Source organism: Mucilaginibacter oryzae (assembly GCF_003148845.1).
GTDB lineage: Bacteria > Bacteroidota > Bacteroidia > Sphingobacteriales > Sphingobacteriaceae > Mucilaginibacter > Mucilaginibacter oryzae.
Genome location: NZ_QGHA01000015.1, coordinates 42,417 through 65,187, shown reverse-complemented (window position 1 = coordinate 65,187; position 22,771 = coordinate 42,417). Strand labels below are relative to the sequence as shown.

Here is a 22,771-nt window from a genome sequence, read left to right as displayed (position 1 = left end):
CTTTGCAAAAGTCATCGACCATAACGAAAATTTCAATAATTTTATCAGAAGTAAGCATAGATTGATACCATTTAAATTAGACACTTAAATATAACAAAATATGCTTACTTATTGAAATTCAGATAGTTAAAATAAAAACTATTCGGCGATTGTTTTCTTCTCTTATCCCGAACTCACGTTAATGTAAATTAATGGAACTAACTTTTAAAAACTACACCAAAGAACTTCCTAAAGAATTGTTGCAGCAAGCCGAAAAAAATACGGTAAGAGAATGCGATGAAAACGAAGGTGGGCAATTTATAGCCTATGTTGATGAAGGCAATGATAGCTTTGATGTATCGGTAACCAGGCTACCTGGTGATAAAATTGGTGACCATAGCTGTGATTGCGGCTCTAACCTTAATTTTTGCAGGCATAAGGTGGCCTTGATAAACCACCTGGCAAAAAACAAAAAAGTAAAAGCTACCGTAAAGTTAAAAAAGCAAAAGAGCTCGGTAGAGGCACTGATGGAGGATATTGACTTTGGTATGCTCAAAGAATGGGTAGCTAACCTTATTCAAAAAAATAAAGATATCGAACTGGCTTTTGTTCACCACTTTTCGGCGGGGGATAAGGAGTATAAACCCGAAGATGTGGTGAATCTTGTTAATGATGCGGTTAAAGCCAGCGGTTGTAATAAGAAGAATGTTGATGCAACGCAAATAAAAAAACTGGTTGAATTGTGGACCGAGGTACTCCGGCCGGTTATTGACAATTACCTTTTAGGTGTGATGGATGAAAAAGCTTTTCAAAACCTGCATACCATGCTTGATCATTGCTACCAGGTTCAATCAAAAACCAATTCAGGCAGTACGCGTATCCACAAGTATGTGGGAACGGTTTTAAAAAACGCTGAAGACACTGTAAACAACTTGCAAAATGATGAAGCCTGGCACCGGGCGGTCGGTTTTTTCCGGGACCACCTTTTTGTGGATAAGTATAATATCAGGTTGCATTATCTAATTCACCTGCAAAATATCATCAATAAAGCGGATGAGGCAAGAAGACAAAGTCTTATTAAGTCGCTTATTGCCCAGTATAAGCGTGTCAATACCGAACTTCTTGGCAGCGGCCTGTACACTAAATTGATTTTTGGGTTTATTGAAGCTAATAACCTCTTTCCTGAATACTATAATGTGGTAAAACCTATCCGTTTTGACAATGAGTTTAACGAACACCTGATCAGGCTCCTTATCGAGAATAATCACCTTGAAACGGCAGAGAAGTATTGCCGGGAGCAAATTAAATCCAACTTCCGCGAAGAGTATAACCGGCTTTATTGGGGGTTTTTAAAAGAGATTTATACGCTGCAGGGGAATGAAAAGAAACTGGCCGACGTTTTACTGCAACTTTTTCCGCTCGAATATAATTTTGACGACTATATTTTTATCAGCAACCGTTTACCGGACGACGAGCGAAAAAAATGGCGCACAAGGATGTTAACTAATGCCCGGCATGCTTCGTACAGCTTTGGCCCGGCAATGACTTTTTGCTTTAAACTTATGGATCATGAAAAGAATTATAAAAAGATGCTCGACTATATTGAGGCGCACACCCCTTATAGTTTGATATTAAAATATTCTGAACCCATGCTGGCTGCAGGCAAAAATAAATTACTGGAAATTTTAAGCCAAAAAACGGATTATTCGTGGGGTGTAAGCGCCAAGAGTAAAAAAGATGACGAAGAAAGCTTTCCGGCATTATTTGAACTGCTTAAAATGCACTATGGCGATCAATATTTAACCCTGGTTGTCAAGCAAATTGAATCGAACAGATATAAAACGTTAAACAGGTTTTTTAAATATGTTAAAGAGCAGTTGCTTCCGGTAAAAAGTAAATAACCTTAAATTTGTATGTTTGATGCTATGAACCAGCAAAAACATCCGGTAAATTCTGCAGGCCGTATCCTTACCGCAAGCCTCATTGGCACAACCATCGAGTTTTTCGATTTTTACATTTATGCCACGGCAGCCGTGCTGGTTTTTCCAAAATTGTTTTTTCCCGCTACAGATCCAACTTCGGCTACCCTCGAATCGCTGGCTACTTTCGCGCTTGCTTTTTTCGCAAGGCCGTTGGGTGCCGCTATTTTCGGGCATTTTGGCGATCGTAAGGGGCGCAAAGCTACACTTGTAGCCGCGCTCATGACCATGGGCCCATCTACAGTGGCTATCGGGTTGTTGCCCGGTTACGCATCTATTGGCATTGCAGCGCCAGTACTACTGGCTTTGTTTCGGCTTGGCCAGGGCCTTGGTTTAGGCGGCGAATGGGGTGGGGCCGTATTGCTGGCCACAGAAAACGCACCGGCGCATAAAAAGGCCTGGTATGGCATGTTTCCGCAATTGGGTGCACCTATCGGGTTCCTGTTATCAAGCGGAACCTTTTTTATACTGAGCAAAACCATGAGCGACACCAGCTTCATCAGTTACGGATGGCGCATACCGTTCATCGCCAGCGCGCTGTTGGTTTGGGTGGGCCTTTATGTGCGTTTAAAGATCGCCGAAACACCGGAGTTTATGAAAATGATTGATAATGACAAGCAAGCTAAAGTACCTTTTGCCGATGTTTTTATTAAACATACCGCGGCAATTACGTTAGGTACACTTGCTACCGTCACCACCTTCCTGCTGTTTTACCTCATGACGGTGTTTACATTAAGCTGGGGCACCTCGGTACTGCACTATACCAAGAGCAGCTTTCTTATTATACAGATGATATCCATGTTGGCTTTTGGCCTGGGTATTCTTCTATCCGCCAAACTTGCTGATCAATACGGCCGCAATCAAATGCTTATAGCCGCAACCATAAGTATCATGATATTCGGACTTTTATTTGCTCCTTTTTTTACCACCGGCAGTTTAACCATCACCGCCATATTCTTATCAGTGGGTATGTTTTTGATGGGGCTTACCTACGGGCCTATCGGTACGGCCCTTGCCGGTATTTTTCCAGCAGCGGTGCGTTACACGGGCGCCTCACTTGCTTTTACCCTCGCGGGTATTTTAGGCGCCTCATTAACACCTTACCTGGCAACCACGCTGGGGCACAAATTTGGCCTGGCTTATGTGGGTTATTATTTAACAGCAGCTGCTTTGGTCACCTTGCTGGCCTTACTGGCATCCGCTAAAATGATGAAACAAGAGGTCGAATAGGGTTTGGTTAAAATGCTTCGTTCAACCCCAAAAAGAACCCCTTTGAGCCGTACTTACCAAAAGCATAGTCAAGGCAGAGGTTGGTACGGGTGGCTTTGTTAAATAAAACACGCAAACCGCCACCATACCCCGGCTGCCATTGCTCAAATATTTTAGTGCCCGATTCATCATTAGTGGTTTGCAGGTTGCCAAATAACACCCCGCTTAAAAACTTGTTACGCAATATGGGGAAGCGGTATTCAACCTCGCTGTAATTGTATTGAGTGCCTTTAAAATACTGAACTACATAGCCCCTCCCGCTTCTGAAGCCCGGATCTTTACCGGTACCGGCCAGCTCAAGGTAAGGGATATTTCCGCTGATCAGGTAAGAACCCCAGTTCCAGAACGCGATAACATGCTCGGGGTTGACGGCCGAAAGACTAAAGTATTTCCTGAAATCGGTAGTGAATTGAACCGCGTTGCGCGAACTGCCCATCCACGATTGGTTTAAGCGGAAACCGGCATCGGCATAAATACCGTGATAAGCCCGGTTCTGGTTGTCGCGGGTGGTGTATTGTATGTTAAACAGCAAGCCGTTGGCGGCATAATGGTCGCGGGCAAAGCCGTGGCGGTCGCTGTAGATATTGTAAGGGGTAAGGTCGGTGCTTGATTTGGTATCTTCAATTTTGCGGCGGATATCAAAGCTGGCCCCAGCCCCCAGGAACAGGCCTTTATCAATCTCCTTATAAACCTTTTCGCGGATGTTATAGTACTGCGAATGCAGGGCGCGTGCTTTACGTTCGGGATTGGCCAGCACCTGGTCGGCCGTGCTGCCGCCTGATGCCTGGCCTATACCCAAACCGTAATCGGGCGATACCGTTTTGGCTGCAACCAAATTGCCCTGAAAATTCCATTTGTTACCCGGTGTGTATACATTATGGTTAATATAAAAATAGATAATGCCTTTAGTGGTGATAGATGCCGAGGTGGCCGCAACCGAAAGGAGTGTATTTGGATCGTCACCAAGCTTTTTCCCGGCCACGGCTTTAATACCTATTTGCGAACCAATAGTCGGGTTAGAAGCTACATTGGGTATAACCGTAATACCCGATGATTTTTTATTCGGCGCATCGGCGGGTTTGCCCGGATGGAAGATATTACGCATCAAATCACCAAAATCATATTGTTTGTAAAGGGTATCCGTTGCTTTAACCGGTTTGGGTTCATCTTTATGTAATGAATCAACTTTAGTAGTATCGGCAGGAACCTGTACCTGGCCGTGTGCTATATTGGTTGTAATACCCAAAAAAGCGAATAAAATAATGCCGAATACAAGACGAAAGATATTACTGTATGATTTACGCTGCACGTTAAACTATGTAAATGTTTTAAATTCAATTTATTATATTTTAACTGTGATAGCGGCGGGTTCTTTTTTAAACCACAAAAAGGCGATAATGTTTTGGGATACCGGCTGCGCTAACGGGTGTCAGAGAAACTTTCCGGTATAAAATACAGTTAACCTTATATTTGAATGAATATCAGTATCAATAACAAAAAGAAAGGGCCGGCTATATCTACAGCCGGCCCTTTTCGTTGTTTAAGGTTTTTAATCAACAGCCTGTTATTTCATTCCTTTTTGGATAGCCTCAATTTCGGCTAAGTGGTGTTGAATGGTTGGCAATGTTTTAGCCGCCCATGCTTTCAAATCGGCATCTTTACAGTTTTTCGAAGCATCTTCAAACATCGATGCTACTTTTTTATGCCCGTCAACCATGGCATCAACATAAGCCTTGTCAAAATCAGCGCCTGATTTTGCGGCCAATTCGGCTTTCTTTTTCTGATGATCTTCATCAGGGGCGCTTGGCAAGGTAATGTTTTTGGTTTTGGCAAGGGCCATTAACTCATCATTTGCTTTGGTATGGTCAGTAACCATCATTTTTGCAAATTCTTTTACTTTGGCGTTTGTAGCCTTTTCGCTCGCCAGCTGGCCGATAGCTACTTCAGCTAAACCTGCATTGGCAGCGCCGGTAGCAAATTTCGCGTCATCTTCAGTTACAGCAATACCTGTAGCGCCGGTTGTTGTAGTGTCTTTAACCTTGTTAGCGCTATCGGCGGTATCTGTGGTTGCCGCCGCGCTCGAATCGCCGCTGCCGCCTTTTGCTCCGCCGTTACAAGCCTGGAACGATAATGCCGCCAGGGCCATCATTGCAATTAAACTTAACTTTTTCATAGTAGGTGATTTTTATGTTTTTATTAGAATAGTTAACATTTTACACCCAAATAAGTTTTTACTTTCTTAATTGTAAATATTGAAGGTAAAATCAAAGCTAAGCAGCTTTGCTGTATTTCGTTTTTAATAAACATTTAACATTTGTTTAAAAAGCATCGCGTTATATTAACGTTTATAATAATAACGACTAATTATATTGAAGATGCTGATAGGTTCATTGTTTTTGGGCCGGGTACATGAAGTGAACGGCCAATGGATAGAAACCAAATTTGTGGTTTTCGGAATCCCTTTGTTCCCGACAAGCTCCATGCTGGTAACCAAATCGGCCTGGCGCAGCAGGAACGGTTTTAACATATCATTAAACAAACAAAGTATTATAGCCGGCTACGCGCGGATGTTTTCGGTGTTAACTGCCGCGGTTTTTTTCATTTTGTTTTTTGCGCAACGCGATACCGGGGCTTTGGTGCCCGGCTTTTCGTTCTTGGCGTTGTGGGCCTATTTTTATTTCATTTTTGGCAGCCCCGGTACAGCCGAAGCAGAAGACCGCAAGCGCATGGGCGACCTTACCGGGCTGTATATTTTGCCGGAATGGCTGAGCCCTGAAGACGCCTATCGTATTTATAAACGACTTGAAAAAAAGTACCTTACTGAGTTTGACAACGCCGATTGGTTGTACGATTTACAGCAAAATGAAATTGCACCGGCAAAGCTCCCATTGTTATACACGCTTTCGCGGTTTAATTATTCGCTGGCAGCCACCGAAGCCAACCTTAAATTGTTTGAAAAGGCCAACAGGTTATACTTGTAATACAGGTTTATGCGTTTATTTGCTTAAACCTTGTTTATCATGAAAAATTTACTGCCAGCCCTTTTGTTGCTGATAGCCGGTATCGCATCGGCGCAGCAAAAATTTAATCCTGTTTTAAAAAAGCAGCTGGATAGCGTAATGGTTCTCGATCAAAAATATCGCGATACCCTCACCTGGTTAATGACACCGGGTAAAATTGATTCTATACCGCAGTTAAGATCAATGTCGGCAAGTAAGGCAATGTCACATTACTGGGCACTTCAAAGCCATATCGATTCTGTTAACGTGGTATTTGTTGAAAAAATATTTAAATCCTGCGGCTATCCGGGCAAAACACTCGTGGGCGAACCTGCAAATGAAGCGGCCTGGTATGTGATCCAGCATTCGCCTAAAATAGAGCAGTATTTACCTATGATGAAAAAGGCGGCTGAAAGCAGGGAACTACCTTTCAGGCTGTATGCCATGATGCTCGACCGGCAATTGATGAACCAGGGCAAAGAGCAGATTTACGGCACGCAGGCAACTTCAGCGGCACTTAAAAACGGGAAGAAGATAGGGCGGTATATCTGGCCTATCAGGGATCCGGCTAATGTTAACCAACGCCGCAAAGAAGCCGGTTTTGATCAAACTGTTGAACAGAACGCTAAGCGACTTGGGGTTGATTATAAGGTGATTAAAATTGAAGATGTAAAATAGCGGTAAGATTCTCCCCGATCAAATGGCCATCTATCAAAAAGTTTACACCCCGCCGTTTCTCAAATTGGATAAAAACATAACTTTGCCCCTGCAAAATTTAATACCATGAGTTTCAGAACCGAACACGATACCATGGGCGAGGTACAGGTACCTGCCGACAAATACTGGGGAGCGCAAACCGAACGCTCACGCAATAATTTTAAAATTGGCCCCGAGGCTTCCATGCCAAAGGAAATTATCGACGCATTCGCGTACCTGAAAAAGGCAGCCGCCTATACCAACACCGATCTGGGCGTATTACCTGCCGAAAAACGCGACCTGATAGCGCAGGTTTGCGACGAGATCCTGGCCGGCCAACTGGCCGCAGAGTTTCCGCTGGTGATCTGGCAAACAGGCTCGGGCACACAATCAAACATGAACGTGAACGAGGTTGTGGCCAATCGTGCGCACGTATTACAGGGTAATAAACTGGGCGAAGGCAAAACTTTCATCCACCCCAATGATGATGTGAACAAATCACAATCATCAAACGATACTTACCCAACTGCTATGCACATCGCGGCCTACAAAATGCTGATTGATGTTACCATCCCGGGCGTTGAAAAACTGCGCGATACCTTACAGGCTAAGTCAGAAGCCTTTAAATCGGTAGTAAAAATCGGCCGTACACATTTAATGGATGCTACGCCGCTTACTTTAGGCCAGGAATTTTCCGGCTATGTATCGCAATTGAACCACGGCTTAAAAGCCTTGCGTAATACGCTTGAGCATCTTTCAGAACTGGCCCTTGGCGGTACAGCCGTTGGTACAGGCATCAACACCCCTAAAGGTTATGATGTAAAAGTGGCTGAATATATTGCTGAATTTACCGGTCTGCCGTTTATCACTGCCGAAAATAAATTTGAAGCGCTTGCCGCGCATGATGCTATTGTTGAAAGCCATGGCGCCCTGAAACAGATCGCTGTTTCGTTAATGAAGATTGCAAACGATATCAGGATGCTGGCTTCGGGCCCGCGTTCGGGCATCGGCGAGATCCATATCCCGGATAATGAGCCGGGGTCATCAATTATGCCGGGTAAAGTTAACCCTACCCAAAACGAGGCTGTTACCATGGTGGCCGCCCAGGTAATGGGTAACGATGTGGCTATCTCTATCGGCGGCTCCAACGGTCATTACGAGCTGAACGTATTTAAACCGGTTATGGCTGCCAACTTCCTGCAGTCGGCAAGGTTAATTGGCGATGCCTGCGTATCGTTCAATGATCATTGCGCCGTAGGCATCGAGCCAAACTACGAGGGCATTAAAAAACACCTCGAAAACTCATTGATGCTGGTAACCGCGCTTAACCCGCATATTGGTTATGAAAACGCGGCTAAAATTGCCAAAACAGCATTGAAAAACGGTAGTTCATTACGCGAAGCCGCCATTGGATTGGGCTTACTCACCAACGAGCAGTTTGACGAGTGGGTTCGCCCCGAAAATATGATAGGAAGTTTGCCCCCCGACCCCAAAAAGGGAGAGTAACAGGGCCTCACCCTCAACCCCTCGCCTGAAAGCGAGGGGCTTTTTTAATTTCGCTTTATGCAAAAACGCAATAGCTTACTTGCTTTCCTTCTTGAATTAAAGGCTCGCGGCTTTCACCCTTGTAAGTTAAGCCTGAAAAAGGCCTTTCGCCTTTCACCTTTCGCCTTTTACCTAACTTCATTCCGCCTAAAAAAAGCCTTTTACCTTTTACCTTTCGCCTTTTACCTGCTAACAGCGGCTTGTACCCGTAACCCTGATCTGCAGGGGCAGGGAGACGCCAAACTACAGGGAGAATGGAGGCAGGATAGCGTACCCGGGCAAAAAAGCCTGGTAACATATTCGCTATACGACATTAAATTTAGCTGCGATTCGTTTCTTTTGAAGATCAGCACCGTGAGCAAGGTAAACTACGGTGCCGATACCTGCACGGGCAAAGGCCACTGGGACGAATTTGTACGCGGCACTTATTCGCAACGGCAGGATACTTTGCATATTAAAGGGCAATTTTGCAACGCCGATGGCTCCTACAAAAACGAGCAGGGCTGTTTCCGCTTTGGCGATTATGAAGAATATTTTAAACTCAGTTATCCCGCCGATTCGGCTATACGTCTTTTAAGCACATCAAACGTGATACCCATTAACGCGCATTTAATAAAACGAACAAGCTGTATTCCAAAACCATTGTAATGAAAAAACTATTCAAAAAGCTGCTATTGCTGGCAGCGGTAATTTATATCCCCGTGCAAAGCATGGCCTGGGGTACCAACGGCCACCGCATTTGCGGCCAGATTGCCGATAGCTACCTGAACGCCAAAGCCCGCAAAGCCATCCAGGCGATTTTGGGCGACGAATCAATAGCCATCACCAGTAACTGGGCCGATTTCATCAAGTCGGATCCGGCTTATGGCTACCTGTACAACTGGCATTTCATCAACCTCGAAAAAGCTTACACTTATCCGGAGCTGCAGGCCTATTTAAAGGCGGATACCATTACCGACGCCTACACCAAAGTAAATTTTCTTACCGCCGAATTAAAGAAAAAAACAACTACCAAAGCCAATAAATTGCTTTACCTGCGTATGCTGATCCATATTGTTGAAGATTTGCACCAGCCCTTGCATACCGGCCATTTAAGCGATAAAGGCGGTAACGATGTTAAAGTAGTTTGGTTTGGCAAAGAAAGTAACCTGCACTCGGTTTGGGACAGCGAACTGATAGATTTACAACAGTTAAGCTACACAGAATATACCACCGCTATAAACCATACCACAGCAGCGCAGCGTGCCGAATGGCAAAAAGCCCCGCTAAGCCAATGGATTTACGAAAGCAACCAAATGGCCGACAAGTTATATGCTGAAACCAAAAGCGGAGATAAACTGAGTTATAAATACAACTATGCCCACATCGCTACGCTTAACCAGCAACTGGTTAAAGCAGGGGTACGTTTGGCTGGATTATTGAACGAGATTTTTGGATAAATTTTTGAGGTGAAAGGTTAAAGCTGAAAGGTAAAAGGTGTCTTTCAGTTTTGACCTTTCTCCTTTTACCTTCTAAAACAATGAAAATCCTAATGGTATGCCTCGGCAACATCTGCCGTTCGCCGCTGGCGGAGGGGGTAATGCAGCACCTGGCAGATGAACATAACCTCGGCTGGACGGTTGATTCGGCCGGGACCGGTAGCTGGCATGTAGGTGAAGCACCCGACAGGCGTTCTGTCCTCGTGGCGCGTAATCACGGTATCGATATCAGCAAACAGGTATGCCGCCAGTTTCGCCGTACCGATTTTGATCAGTTTGATCACATTTTTGTTATGGACCGCAATAACCTGAGCGATGTTTTAAACATGGCCCGTAATGAACAAGAGGCTGCTAAAGTGAAGTTGCTGCTGGGCGATAAAGTGGTTCCCGACCCGTATTACGACGATAGCCGGTTTGAACCGGTTTTTGAATTGATTGAGGGCGGCTGTAAGGATATCATCGCGGAATTGAGAGGCGCACGGGTTTAAAAGGCTTACCAGTCGTACCCTACTATGCCTATCCCCTGATACTCAAAATTTGGTGCACGGCATATTCAGCCCGCTCAAATTGAAATTTAAAGCCGCTATCCAGTAAGCGCTTGGGCAATACCCACCGGCTTTTTAAGATCAGTTCAGTTTCGGTACCGATCATTGCCGCGCCGATCTCCAGTAGCCATTCCGGCGTAGGTAAACCAAACGGCGCGCCGCATGCCTTGCGGATAATGCGCATCATGTCGGTATTCTTTTCGCCCTTCGGTGCTGTACAATTAAATACGCCTTGTAAGTCAGCCTGATCAAGCAGCCATTGGGTACTTCGGGCGGCATCCTGCTCGTGTACCCAGGCCATGTATTGCTGCCCGTTGCCCTGGCGCCCGCCGAGGCCAAGCCTGGCCAGGTTAAGTAACCTTGGGAAAGCGCTATCGCTCCTGCCAAATACTATACCCATGCGCAAGGCCACTTTACGGGTTCGCGGCGTATCGGCAGCGAAGAAAGCCTTTTCCCAGCTTTTGCAAACATCAACAGAGAAACCATAACCAATTTCGCCTGTTTCTTCATCCTGCAGACGGTCTTCAGCATGGCGGTAAATAGTAGCTGAACTCAGGTTGATCCACAGTTTCGGCGGATCGGTCATTTTATTGATTACGCGTCCAAGCAATTCGGTGGGCAGTACCCTTGAGCGCACTATCTCCCGTTTATTTTTTTCGGTGTACCTGCAGTTCACATTTTTGCCGCAAAGGTTAACCAGCATATCGGCGCCGGTTAGGTGTACTGTCCAGCCGGCTTCGGTTTCTCCGTCCCAAAGGGCGGTATGCACGTTACCATCAACCGGCTTTGGTTTCCGCGCCAGGATAATCACTTCATCAGCCAGGTTCCGGTAGTATTTGGCCAATACGGTGCCGAGGTAACCGTTGCCGCCCGCAAGCACTATTTTTTTATAAGGTTTCATAGTAAGTTAAAGGTTTAAAATGATAATCAATACAGCTATCCGGTAAGCCATCCAGGTTGCGGTAAGCGCCCAGCCTAAATCAAGCAATCGGGTACGGCGGATGTGCTCCAACAACATCAGCCCTGCAACAACCAAAAAATACAGCACATAAATAAGCGCGTTAAGCTTTATGAAATGATCTACCAACAGGCCTGTTAGCAGCAATAAGCTTCCGGCAAAAGATATAGTCATCATATTACCGAGGTAGGTCCACAGGTTACGGCGATCAAAACTGCAGATGGCCGCACCCTGGAAAAGGATTTGCCCTCCGCAGATCAGGTATTCGCGGTAAGCGTTACCTGGCGGAACCGCGTTAACCAGCAGCTGGGCATATCTGGTAAGCATAAAGCCGGTGCAAAACCAGGTAAACAACAGGTATAACAGGCGATAACGCAGTTTAAACGTGGGCTGGTATTCAAACCCTGTTGTGGCAGCAGGGATAATAACCCGGCGATTGTATGATATAAAGGCATAAACCTTACTCATCAGCCAAACAAAGGGTTTAAAACTAAATAGCGGGGCAAACAGCGGCCACGCGTTGGCAATTATTTTAAAAAGGCTTTTAACGCCATAGGTAACTTCGCCGCTTTTAAGGTTAATGAGCGCTATCTCATTAACGGCGCGCTGCCTGTCGTACATGGGGCAGGCGGCAGCCGTTTCGCTTTGGTAGGCGGTGCGGCCATCTTTATCCAGCATCCCGGTTTTTACAAACGCGTTGGTATAAGCCCTGCACATGGGGCACTCGGCGTCGAACAGGATCAGGTGGTTTTTAAGCGTTTTCATAACTTTCAGTGTTTTCTGAAACAAATGTACGATATATTTTGAATTTTCAATAAATACTGAAAATATATTTAACTATACGATTGAAAGAATAAAGAGCCGGGAGAAAGATGAAAAAGGAGGTTATTGCTACCGCGAGCGTATAATGCATAATCAAACTCCCGGGTAACCAACTTCCCTGATTTTCTTATTACATTTACAAAAACCAATAAGGGTTATACATGAGTAATACCTTTAACCGACCGATCCGTGTTTTAGTTGCAAAAGTTGGACTGGACGGGCATGACCGCGGTGCGCGCATTATTGCCACCTCGCTGCGCGATGCCGGTATGGAAGTGATTTATACCGGCCTGCGCCAAACACCCGAAATGGTAGTGAATACGGCCCTCCAGGAAGATGTTGATGCCATCGGTATTTCAATACTTTCGGGCGCGCACATGACGGTTTTTCCGCGCATCATCAAACTTATTAAAGAGAAGAAAATGGATGATGTATTGCTAACCGGCGGAGGTATTATTCCGCACGACGATATGCAGGAACTGCAAAAACTTGGCGTAGGGGAGCTTTTTCCCCCCGGTACCAGCACCGGCGATATTGTTAATTACATAACCCGATGGGTACATGAACACCGCAATTTTTAATTACCTATGGAATTTCAAAATTTAAAAATAACCGATAAAGGCCGGATCAGGTATATCACCATAAATCGCGAAGCCAAACTGAATGCGTTGAACAAAGCCACGCTTACCGAACTGCATAACGCTTTTTCGGATGCTTTTGCCGACCCTGAAACCGGCGGTATCATCATAACCGGCGCCGGGCCGAAAGCATTTGTGGCAGGCGCCGATATCAGCGAATTTGCCGGGCTTGATGTAGCCGGGGGCACAGCCTTATCCCGCACCGGGCATACCGAAGTTTTTAACCTGATAGCCAACGGCGGTAAACCCGTTATTGCCGCTATTAACGGGTTCGCGTTAGGCGGGGGCCTGGAATTGGCCATGGCCTGCCATATCCGGATAGCCGCCGAAAACGCTAAAATGGGTTTGCCCGAAGTTACACTTGGCCTGGTGCCGGGCTATGGCGGCACCCAGCGCCTTACCCAACTGGTGGGGAAAGGCAAAGCCCTGGAAATGATCCTAACCGCCGATATGATTACCGCCGCAGACGCCCTGCAATACGGCCTGGTTACGCATGTTGTTACCGCAGATGAGCTATTACCAAAAGCCGAAGAAATTTTAAACAAAATTTTAACACGCGCCCCATTGGCGCTCGCTGCTGCCATCCGCTGCGTAAACGATGCTGATACCTATGGCATTAACGGCTATGAAACCGAAATCACCGAATTTGGAAAATGCTTCGGCACTAAAGATTTTAAAGAAGGGGTGGCTGCCTTTTTAGAGAAAAGAAAAGCCGATTTTAAAGGTGAATAAAATTGTCTGAACACGAATCTGGGGGAATTAAGGGATTAACAGGACACATAGCAAATTCTAAAAATCCGGCTTTAAAATTGGTGCAATCCGAAATTAACCGTCGTATTTTCCCCAAAATCCGACATCAAAGCGACGGCCTTATTGGGGGCAGCCTCTTAACCTGTGCCCATAAGGCCGCTTCGCTTGCAGCGTTTACGTTTATCAGGTAAAACTGTTTTCCGCTTGTGGCTGCCTCCCATCGCCATTTAAATTGGTTAATGGTTTTCAGGCTGCCATTATCAAACCACCAGGCCGCATAAATTTTATCTTTGGCTTTCATTAATACCCCCGAATAAACCTCCCTGCCCGCTACCAACTGCTTTTTAATTTTACCAAAAACGTAGCCGCTTCCCTGCCAGCAAATCATGGGGTCGTGTTCAGGACCGTAAAAGAGCGAGGGTTTTACATAAACTAACACACCGGCTTTTTCAAACTGGATTACGCCGCTTTCCAGTATTTTTTTCTGATAACCATTCAGGCTGATATTGCTTTGGCTTTGATTAGCCAGGCTGTTAGCCGTTTTTATATTGAACATAATAAACAGCAGCAAGCCTGCAAAAACTAAATGGATAACCGGGAAGCGCAGCTCATCAGGTACCAGCCTTACGGCGCTGTGAAACCTCGTATCGATGTAAGGTTTATCAGTCCGTTTCAATACCAATGCATGCAGGCCCAGCAGGGGCAGCACTACGTACACCAGCAGGCAAACAATGCCGGTTACATCATGCATTGGTGTTCCGGCGCCTATTTTAAAAATAACCAGCAGCAAAATACGGCAAAGGTTGCACGCTATGTTTAGCGTAAACGTAAGCACCAATACCAACACCATCCACATCAGGTGCAGTTGTTTTGCCGTTTGCTGCTGGTAGTGCGCTATCATAAACAGGCCTGTTATAAATGATACGGCCAGCATGTGTAAACCGGCACAAGCCTCATCAACCGAAAATTCAGCACCATTAACGCTGATTAGATTGCCCGATGCCTGTGCGGCTATACCCATAATATGAAGCAGGGTTGCGGCCACTTCGCTCAGCCAGATCCTGAGCGGAAAACTGAAGGTATTGCTGATATACCCAAAAGCTGGCGAAATAAGCACCAGCAACAATAAAAGCACCGGGCTTACCTTACCTTTCAGGTTTTCAAAAAACAACAGGCCGCAAAACAACAGGGCTAAAAACAGGTTGGTGTTAACCGGCGCACGAACGGCAATAACGATAAATAGTAAAGCAGGCGCCAGGTATCTTAGCGAAAGCCCGCCCCGTTTTACCTTACATATGTATGGGATCAGTGCCAATCCCAATAGCATTTCGGCATTCCATTTAAAATAGGTGAGGCATAACCTTGCAGTTATTGCTATATAAATTAACCAGCAGCAATTAATCAGCAGGTTGCTGCCGGTTAATTTAAAGGGTACGTACCCCGGCAATTTATAACTCCGGCTGAACATATTTGTATTTGTATACCAAAAAGTTAATCACTGCAACCACTACCAGGATCAGCAGCCACTCACCGGGTTCGGGCACCGCGCCCGATGATTTGGCCGAGGCATTTTGCAGGCTGTTTTTATTAGCCTCGATCCCGAAACGGTCGTAGTCTTCCTGGCTTTCCAATACAATCAGGCTCGATACCGGCGAGGCAATGAAAGCCTGGTTGGCTTCGTCAATAATATCGGGCTGCACATACGTTTTATCAAAATAATGCGGACCAACCTTTTTCATAATATCGTTATAGGCAAACAGCCGCAACAGGTGATCGGGGGCCTTACCGGTGGTTAAAGTATCGGTTGTTTGCTCAATCATCAAACCGGCTTGCGCTATAACTACATGGGCCGAATCTTCCTGACGGTTAATGAACCGGTGCTTTGCCAGATAATTTTGCAGCAGGGCCATATCGCCATTGTTATAATCAAATACCCGCATCTCTTTCAGCGCTTTTAAATAGGGGCTTAGGTTGGCGCCGATGTTATACAACTGTATAGGCGCGGCTTTAGGTAAATAAGCAGTGAGCGACTTTCCAAATTCCGATTCATCCAAATCGCGTAAATTGGGCGAAGCTTCAGACCCTTTAGTAATCAGTAAAGCCGTTTCGGGATGTTTAATCTCGTTTACAGGGAATATGCTGAAATTAAGCTTGCTCATCCTGTTGTAAACCTGTTCAAAGTTATCAGCGGTTAATTTTTCCAACTTACCATCATAATAGTATACCTTTTTGTTTTTAATTGCCGGCCAAAGTTCTAAAAGCTCGCCAAAGGTCCACTGCGCATTCAAATCGAGGTAGATCCGTTCGGGGTTAAAAGCCCTGGTTTGCGGCTGATATTCTTTTAACCGGTAACCATGCCCCGCAAAAGCGAATGGGGTAATGGCAAGCGGCGGGGCTTTAAAAGTGATCTGTTCATCCGGTTGGTAGGTTCTGTCGGCCATGTAAGTGTTATTGCCGGTATCGTTGAACCCCGGCATGCTCAGGCCTTCAGGTTTTTTGTTAAACGATACCTGGATGGTTTCGGTAGCGCCGGCAGCCGGCGGGCCGTCAAAATAAACGCCCTGGTAGCTTAGCATATCGCCCTGCTTTAAAAGCGGACTGGTTATACCCACTTTAAACCTGCGGTTTTCCTGGGGTGTGCATGGAAAAATGCGCACACTTACCGTATTCCCTTCCTGCCAATGCAGTACCGATGGATCATGCTGTTCAACACCTACAACCTGGTGATACGCCGAATCGGCTTTAGCCTTGGTAGTAAGTCTCGATTTTTCCTCCTTCCCGTTAATCCATAATGATAACGAGCTTACAACAGATCCTTCGGGAAGATGAAAGGTATAAATGGCTTCACCCCGCTCACCCCAACCCCGGGTTTCATCGTTATGAATGGTAAGTGTTTTTTCGGTGTAGGCGAGGCGATATTCCGGAAAAAGCTGGATGTTGGTTAACACGCTGGCCGTTTTCAATTTGTCGCCGTTCCATAAGCGCTCCTGTGCCTGGTGGCGCGAATCGTACATCGCCTCCAGTATTTTAATGCGGTCGCCTTCGTCAAGACTAAGCCCACCGCCAAATAAACTGGCTATTACTATAAGCGGATCGTGTTTTTTAGGTTCATCAAATGATGCATGCTGCCAGTCGCGCCAAAACCAGTTACCGTTCAGGTTTACCGTGGTATAAACAATCCCGGCTTTAATTATCTTTTGCGCCATTTCATTTTTAGGAATGTTTTGGGCTACTACAATCCAGTTGGGTAGCTTTCCTTCGGCAAGGGTATTATGATTGATTGCGAGGTTAATTTGCTTATCGATACTTTTCCATTGCCAGGTAAATACCCCACAGGCTACCAGCGGGATTGCTACGCCCGCCGCGAGTGCGATTTTTAACGAGCGGCCGTCTTTCAGCGTTTGGCGCAATATTTTAACGGTTATGATGGTCAGCCCCACAGGCACAAAACTATGCAGCGATATCCCCAGCGCTATGATGCCGAAAACGCTTACGATGTACAATGAAATAAGATAAACGCTGTAATAAATAAACAACAGCAAGGCTATCCCAAGTAAAAACACCACTAAGTGTTTCCCGATCCTGCCCAGATCATCCCAAAAAACAGAAAAAATGAGCCCGAGCGAGGAGAGCCAGATCACCGCGCACAGCCAGGGCACCGAATTGTCAAACACATTCATGCTCCTGTTAAGGGCAAAGGCGCTGATAAACCACAGCACCAGTAACAACGCCCAATTTTGCAGGCTTTTAAAGCCTTTGTTACAGAGTATAACAAAGAAAAAGACAAGCGAAAGGAGATAATTAATACCGAAAGCCCCGAACGCCGTACCGTCGGTAAGCTTAAAAAGGCCGGACTCTCCAATACAGAAGAATCCGGCAGATATAGTGATTAGGATTAGGCCTGTTTTAATAACCTTGTTATGGGACAGGGTTTTGAGGATATTTTTCATTGTTTTAATTAAAAGTACTTTGTATTTCAAAGTTTATGGATAAAAAAATTACAGCTTTTGTTGCCTGATCAAATTTTCGAGTGCGAGCAGGTGCAGCCTGAACGCTGCACGGCCTTTTTCGGAGGCAAGGTAACGCGTATTGGGCTTACGGCCGATAAAGCTTTTTTGCACCTGGATATACTCTTCTTTTTCAAGCGCTTTCAGGTGTGATGCCAGGTTACCGTCGGTAAGGTCAAGCAACTCTTTAAGCGAATTGAAATCATAGCTTTCGTTGGCAACCAATACGCTCATAATTTGCAGGCGGATCCGGTTTTCAAAGGCTTTATCAAACTGTTCTAATGATATATTCACTTATCGTATCTAAAATGCATTACTGTGCCGTAAATAATGTGCAGTACGCCAAAGCCGACGCTCCAAAATATTAAGCCGTATCCCGGCATCACGGCACACAGCAAACCTAATAAAATCTCCAATATTCCGAGGCTCATTACGCCCGAATAGGTATAATGGCTGCCGGCTACGAGGCTCATCCCGTAAAATACAAGCGTGGCGGGAGCTACTATACCATAATAGCCACGATAAATAAGAATGAAGGTAAACAACCCGCCGCTTACCAGCGGGACGGCCATACTAACAAGCAGGCGTTTGCTGCCGGTGTTCCAAAATGGCTGCCCGTTTCGCTTTGCCTTACGTACAGAGAGCCAGATCCCCGTTCCGATTGAAAGTACAAGTACCGCAAACGCGGTTAAAAACAGTTTAATAATCAGCAACTCTTCGCTATAGCTATGGAAGTTTCTGACGGCTGCATACTCCTGTTTAAGCAATACAGAACCTACGCCTGCACCTATCAGCGCGTAGATGCCGGCCATAACGCCCGAAAGCCCGCTAAGCGAAATAAATTTGGCCGACCGCTCCATCAGGTTTCGGATAGAACTCAATTCTGCATGAATATCTTCTTGTTTCATTAAAAGTACTTTGTTATTCAAAGTTACAAAAAGGAATTTAACCTGCAAGCACAGATGAATATTTTTTTAACTTCTATTTGCGGCCAGGCATTAAGCGCTCCGAAATCTTTGACACTCCTCCAACCCTTCCGTTTTTAATATTCCTTATCTTTGAAGATTAAATAATTCGATCATGTCAATCTCCACCGATAACGAAAAAACAGGTATGCAGCTGGCCAGTGATGCTGTAGCTATTACACTTCGTAAAATGCGCGAATACGCCAAACCGGGCATCTCTACAAAGGAACTTGACGAATATGGCGGCGAATTACTGGCGCAAATGGGCGCTAAATCTGCTCCATTTTTAACCTATAATTTCCCTGGCTACACTTGTATCAGCGTGAATAACGTGGTAGCGCATGGCATCCCCTCTGAAGAAACGATCCTGCAGGAAGGCGACCTGGTGAACATCGACGTTTCTGCCGAACTGAACGGCTACTGGGCCGACAACGGCGGATCATTTGTGTTGGGCGAAGATATCCACGGCCATGGCAAACTGGTGGAAGCATCTAAAGCCATCCTCAGAAAAGCTATCAGCAATATTAAAGGCGGCGTAAGAATTTCGGAGATTGGCAAACTGATAGAAACGGAGGCAAAAAAAGCCGGTTACACTGTAATTAAAAACCTTACCGGGCATGGCGTTGGTCGCAGCCTTCACGAAGAACCGCACGAAATAGCCAACTATTGTGATAAGTATAATACCACCCGATTTAAAAAGAACTCGGTAGTAGCGATAGAGACTTTTATTTCAACCAAATCAACCATTGCAGATACACAGGCCGATGGCTGGACTTTGACCGGTAATAAAGGCGGTTATGTTGCCCAGCACGAACATACCATTATGGTAACCGGCGGCGAACCGGTAATATTCACCGCGCAAAACGGCATCTGGGATTAATTGATCATCTAAAGCAAGTAGTTGCATAAGGTAAGCTGGAGCGCCCTTTGAGGGTGATAACAACCCTATACTCTTCTCAGTTTTATCCCAAATATCCATAAAAAGGGCCTATCTTTTCAGATAAGCCCTTTCATTAATATTTAATGCTGTTAAAATTTACAGCTTGCGTTTAACTTCTACGTTTTCGTAAGCTTCAACAATATCGCCTACTTCAATATTGTTAAAGTTGTTGATGTTCAAACCACATTCGTAACCTGCGCTTACTTCCTTAACGTCATCTTTATAGCGTTTCAATGAAGCCAGTTCGCCGGTGTAAATTACCACACCGTCACGAATGATACGGATTTTGCTGTTGCGGCTAATTTTACCATCCAATACCATACAGCCTGCAATAGTACCAACTTTGCTGATCTTGAAGGTTTCGCGAATCTCTACGTTAGCCACAATCTTCTCTTCAAAGGTTGGCGCAAGCATGCCTTCCATCGCCGCTTTAATCTCGTTGATCGCATCGTAAATGATCGAATAAAGCCTGATATCTATCTGCTCGGCTTCGGCCAGTTTACGCGCTCCTGTTGATGGGCGTACCTGGAAACCGATAATGATCGCGTCGGAAGCTGTAGCCAGCAATACGTCTGATTCGGAAATCTGACCTACGGCTTTCGAGATGATATTCACCTGGATCTGCTCGGTAGATAGTTTCAGTAACGAATCTGACAAAGCCTCGATCGAACCATCCACGTCACCTTTAACAATGATGTTAAGTTCTTTAAAGTTACCAACTGCCAAACGGCGACCGATCTCATCAAGGGTAATGTGTTTCTGGGTCCGTAAGCCCTGCTCGCGTTGTAACTGTAGGCGTTTGTTGGCAATTTCACGTGCCTCAACTTCGCTTTCCAGCGCGTTGAACTTATCGCCCGCGGTTGGAGCGCCCTGCATACCTAAAACCTGCACCGGGGTTGACGGCCCGGCCGAATCTACACGCTGGCCACGTTCGTTAGTTAACGCTTTTACACGCCCGCTGTAGCAGCCGGCCAATATCGGGTCGCCCACCTTTAAGCGGCCTGCCTGTACCAAAACGGTTGTTACAATACCACGGCCTTTATCAAGCGCGGCTTCAATAACCGTACCTACGGCACGTTTATTAGGGTTGGCTTTCAACTCAAGGATCTCGGCTTCAAGCAATACTTTTTCCAATAAAAGGTCGACATTCAAGCCTGTTTTGGCCGATATTTCCTGCGATTGGTATTTACCGCCCCACTCTTCAACTAAAATATTCATGGCCGATAGTTGTTCCCTTACCTTATCGGCATTGGCGCCCGGCTTATCAATTTTGTTGAAGGCGAAGATGATCGGTGCACCTGCGGCCTGCGCGTGGTTGATGGCCTCGCGGGTTTGCGGCATCACGCTATCGTCGGCAGCTATTACTATGATAACGATGTCCGTAACCTGGGCACCCCTGGCACGCATGGCGGTAAACGCCTCGTGACCCGGTGTATCCAGGAAGGTGATCTTTCCTTTATCGCCCGGCAAGGTCACCTCATAAGCGCCGATGTGCTGGGTAATACCACCCGCCTCGCCGGCAATTACATTGGTTTTGCGGATAAAATCCAGCAACGAGGTTTTACCGTGGTCAACGTGACCCATGATGGTTACAATAGGAGCGCGTGGCTTCAAATCTTCCGGATCATCGGGTTGGTCAAGGTTGGCTTCCTCATCCTGCGGTTTCACAAATTCAACCTGGTAACCAAACTCGTCGGCTACAATTGAAAGTGTTTCGGCATCAAGCCTTTGGTTAATGGACACGAACATACCCAGGCTCATACAGGTTGAGATGATCTGAGTTACAGATACATCCATCATGCTGGCCAATTCGTTGGCGGTTACAAACTCGGTAACCTTCAATACTTTTGATTGAAGTTCCTGTTCCATTGCCAGTTCTTCGGCGCTCGCGGCAACATCATCACGTTTCTGACGACGGAATTTTGCACGCTGTGCAAATTTGCCCGATTTACCCGCGCCGCTTAAGCGTGCAAGGGTAGCCTTAATCTGGTCTTGTATATCTTTTTCTGAAGGTTCTTCCTTCGGTGTTGTGCTTTGCGGCGGGTTGTTACGGTTGTTCCTGAAATCCGGACGGTTGCCACCTCCGTGATGGCCTCCGCCACCATGGTGACCGCCACCTTGCCCTGGGGCACTGTTTCCGGGTGCGCCATGTGTACGGTTCCTGAAATCCGGGCGGTTAGGGTTGATGGTACCACCACCACCCTGCTGGCCTTGCTGGTTGTTTCCGCCCTGCTGCCCGTGCGGGTGGTTACCACCACCTTGCTGCGGGCCTCCCTGGTTATCTTTACGCTTGCGTTTGCGTTTATGATCGGCCTGGTTATTATTGGCGTTTGATGAAGCTACCGGGTTGCGTTTTGGCGCGTTAACCGGCAACTGGATCTTACCTATAATATTGGGCCCGGTTAAACGTTCGGCCTTAGCGCGAATCACATCGGGTTCCTGGTTATCATCAGCCGGGGCCGGTGTTTCGGCAGGGGCAGCTGGGGCTGCAGGAGCCGGTGTTTGAACAACCGGTGCTTTTTCTACAACCGGTGCTTTCGGCTCTTCTGCCTTTGGCGCTTCGGCAATCGGCGCTTTAGGTGTTTCAACCTTAGGCTGCTCAGGCGTGGCTACCGGTTTTGGAGCTTCAACTTTGGGCTCAACAGGTGCCGGGGCGGGCGCAGCTGCCACAGGCTCGGGCTGTTTAACAACTTCCACAGGCTTATCGGCAGGTTTTGGAGCCTGCGGCTGTGGTTTAGCATTCAGGTTGTTAAGGTCTATCTTTCCGACAACCTTAACACCAGGTAATACGTCATTGCGCTCTTCAGAACGTGCAGGGGCCTGTGCTGCCGGAGCAGCCGGTTCAGCCGCTTTGGGTTTCTCAACCTGTGGCTGTGCAAATTGCCCCGCGTTCTTAATCAGTATCTCTTCGTTCTCAAAATCGCGCGAACGGCGGCTTTCAACCGGCTTTTCAGGAATCTGTGCAGCAGGCTCTTCTTTCCTTATCTTTCCGATACTGATCTGCTTAGCTTCCTCCTTAATACTTTTGTCAACAGCAAATTCCTTCAACAGGGCGCTGTACATGTCGTTATCCAGCTTGGCCATCGGATGCTTATCAACTTTATATCCTTTGGTAGCTAAAAAATCGACAAGGGTACCCATGCCAATGTTCAGTTCTTTTACTGCTTTAATTAATTTTATGGATTTGTCTTCTGACATTTA

General features: G+C 46.2%; 20 protein-coding genes. 11 read left to right on the top strand and 9 right to left on the bottom strand.

The genetic code is table 11. The features are described from left to right. Window positions 1-191 precede the first annotated feature (191 nt). Window positions 192-1,880: an acetate and sugar kinases/Hsc70/actin family protein gene (locus LX99_RS23075; protein ID WP_109610089.1), complete on the top strand. Its 1,689-nt coding sequence runs from the start codon at window positions 192-194 to the stop codon at window positions 1,878-1,880. A 24-nt stretch (window positions 1,881-1,904) separates the two neighbouring features. Then, a complete protein-coding gene (locus LX99_RS23070) occupies window positions 1,905-3,188 on the top strand; it encodes an MFS transporter (RefSeq protein ID WP_109610147.1) in 1,284 nt (427 codons plus the stop codon). A gap of 7 nt (window positions 3,189-3,195) precedes the next feature. On the opposite strand, the gene LX99_RS23065 is transcribed toward LX99_RS23070, so the two are convergent. Together LX99_RS23065 and LX99_RS23060 are read right to left on the bottom strand one after the other, a co-directional pair. Continuing rightward, window positions 3,196-4,536, bottom strand: a complete 1,341-nt coding sequence (locus LX99_RS23065; RefSeq protein ID WP_245927997.1) for a BamA/TamA family outer membrane protein — start codon at window positions 4,534-4,536, stop codon at window positions 3,196-3,198. A gap of 255 nt (window positions 4,537-4,791) precedes the next feature. Further along, a complete protein-coding gene (locus LX99_RS23060; RefSeq protein ID WP_022833656.1) occupies window positions 4,792-5,400 on the bottom strand; it encodes a DUF4142 domain-containing protein in 609 nt (202 codons plus the stop codon). Window positions 5,401-5,602: 202 nt separating this feature from the next. Here LX99_RS23060 and LX99_RS23055 point away from each other — a divergent pair, with 202 nt between their 5' ends. The 6 genes from LX99_RS23055 to LX99_RS23030 all read left to right on the top strand — a co-directional run bounded on the left by LX99_RS23055 (window position 5,603) and on the right by LX99_RS23030 (window position 10,433). Then, a complete protein-coding gene (locus LX99_RS23055; RefSeq protein ID WP_109610087.1) occupies window positions 5,603-6,208 on the top strand; it encodes a hypothetical protein in 606 nt (201 codons plus the stop codon). Between the two features lie 39 nt (window positions 6,209-6,247). Then, the gene (locus tag LX99_RS23050) at window positions 6,248-6,904 is read left to right on the top strand and encodes a DUF6624 domain-containing protein (RefSeq protein ID WP_109610085.1); all 657 of its coding nucleotides are present in this window, start codon (window positions 6,248-6,250) and stop codon (window positions 6,902-6,904) included. Between the two features lie 105 nt (window positions 6,905-7,009). Beyond that, entirely contained in the window at window positions 7,010-8,428 is a 1,419-nt protein-coding gene (gene fumC, locus LX99_RS23045) for a class II fumarate hydratase (protein ID WP_109610083.1), read from the top strand. Between the two features lie 57 nt (window positions 8,429-8,485). Beyond that, window positions 8,486-9,115: a fumarate hydratase gene (locus LX99_RS23040; RefSeq protein WP_109610081.1), complete on the top strand. Its 630-nt coding sequence runs from the start codon at window positions 8,486-8,488 to the stop codon at window positions 9,113-9,115. Beyond that, window positions 9,115-9,906: a S1/P1 nuclease gene (locus LX99_RS23035; protein WP_022831450.1), complete on the top strand. Its 792-nt coding sequence runs from the start codon at window positions 9,115-9,117 to the stop codon at window positions 9,904-9,906. The genes LX99_RS23040 and LX99_RS23035 overlap by 1 nt, the downstream gene beginning before the upstream one ends. An 80-nt stretch (window positions 9,907-9,986) precedes the next feature. Beyond that, the gene (locus tag LX99_RS23030) at window positions 9,987-10,433 is read left to right on the top strand and encodes a low molecular weight protein-tyrosine-phosphatase (RefSeq protein WP_109610079.1); all 447 of its coding nucleotides are present in this window, start codon (window positions 9,987-9,989) and stop codon (window positions 10,431-10,433) included. Between the two features lie 28 nt (window positions 10,434-10,461). Here the strand turns inward: LX99_RS23030 and LX99_RS23025 are convergent, their stop codons facing one another. Next, on the bottom strand, window positions 10,462-11,391 hold the full coding sequence (locus LX99_RS23025; RefSeq protein WP_109610077.1) for a TIGR01777 family oxidoreductase: 930 nt from the start codon (window positions 11,389-11,391) through the stop codon (window positions 10,462-10,464). A 6-nt stretch (window positions 11,392-11,397) separates the two neighbouring features. Next, a complete protein-coding gene (locus tag LX99_RS23020; RefSeq protein ID WP_109610075.1) occupies window positions 11,398-12,213 on the bottom strand; it encodes a DCC1-like thiol-disulfide oxidoreductase family protein in 816 nt (271 codons plus the stop codon). A gap of 218 nt (window positions 12,214-12,431) precedes the next feature. Here LX99_RS23020 and LX99_RS23015 point away from each other — a divergent pair, with 218 nt between their 5' ends. Together LX99_RS23015 and LX99_RS23010 are read left to right on the top strand one after the other, a co-directional pair. Beyond that, complete coding sequence (locus tag LX99_RS23015; RefSeq protein WP_109610073.1) at window positions 12,432-12,851, top strand: cobalamin B12-binding domain-containing protein; 420 nt, start codon at window positions 12,432-12,434, stop codon at window positions 12,849-12,851. Window positions 12,852-12,857: 6 nt separating this feature from the next. After that, window positions 12,858-13,640 carry an enoyl-CoA hydratase/isomerase family protein gene (locus tag LX99_RS23010; RefSeq protein ID WP_022831455.1) on the top strand — a complete coding sequence of 261 codons (783 nt, stop codon included), beginning with the start codon at window positions 12,858-12,860 and terminating at the stop codon, window positions 13,638-13,640. Between the two features lie 124 nt (window positions 13,641-13,764). Here the strand turns inward: LX99_RS23010 and xrtN are convergent, their stop codons facing one another. The 4 genes from xrtN to LX99_RS22990 are packed head-to-tail and all read right to left on the bottom strand — an operon-like array spanning window position 13,765 to window position 18,573. After that, on the bottom strand, window positions 13,765-15,126 hold the full coding sequence (gene xrtN / locus LX99_RS23005; protein ID WP_109610071.1) for an exosortase N: 1,362 nt from the start codon (window positions 15,124-15,126) through the stop codon (window positions 13,765-13,767). Continuing rightward, window positions 15,107-17,608 carry an XrtN system VIT domain-containing protein gene (locus tag LX99_RS23000; protein WP_109610069.1) on the bottom strand — a complete coding sequence of 834 codons (2,502 nt, stop codon included), beginning with the start codon at window positions 17,606-17,608 and terminating at the stop codon, window positions 15,107-15,109. Before LX99_RS23000 ends, xrtN begins: the two co-directional genes overlap by 20 nt. Window positions 17,609-17,656: 48 nt before the next feature. Then, window positions 17,657-17,959: a winged helix-turn-helix domain-containing protein gene (locus LX99_RS22995; RefSeq protein WP_022829567.1), complete on the bottom strand. Its 303-nt coding sequence runs from the start codon at window positions 17,957-17,959 to the stop codon at window positions 17,657-17,659. Beyond that, on the bottom strand, window positions 17,956-18,573 hold the full coding sequence (locus LX99_RS22990) for a hypothetical protein (protein WP_109610067.1): 618 nt from the start codon (window positions 18,571-18,573) through the stop codon (window positions 17,956-17,958). Before LX99_RS22990 ends, LX99_RS22995 begins: the two co-directional genes overlap by 4 nt. 172 nt (window positions 18,574-18,745) lie before the next feature. On the opposite strand from LX99_RS22990, the gene map reads away from it, so the two are divergent. Beyond that, window positions 18,746-19,510 (top strand): type I methionyl aminopeptidase, encoded by a 765-nt coding sequence (gene map, locus LX99_RS22985; protein ID WP_109610064.1) that lies wholly within the window; start codon window positions 18,746-18,748, stop codon window positions 19,508-19,510. A gap of 156 nt (window positions 19,511-19,666) precedes the next feature. On the opposite strand, the gene infB is transcribed toward map, so the two are convergent. After that, the gene (gene infB, locus LX99_RS22980; protein ID WP_109610061.1) at window positions 19,667-22,768 is read right to left on the bottom strand and encodes a translation initiation factor IF-2; all 3,102 of its coding nucleotides are present in this window, start codon (window positions 22,766-22,768) and stop codon (window positions 19,667-19,669) included. Between the last annotated feature and the right edge of the window lie 3 nt (window positions 22,769-22,771).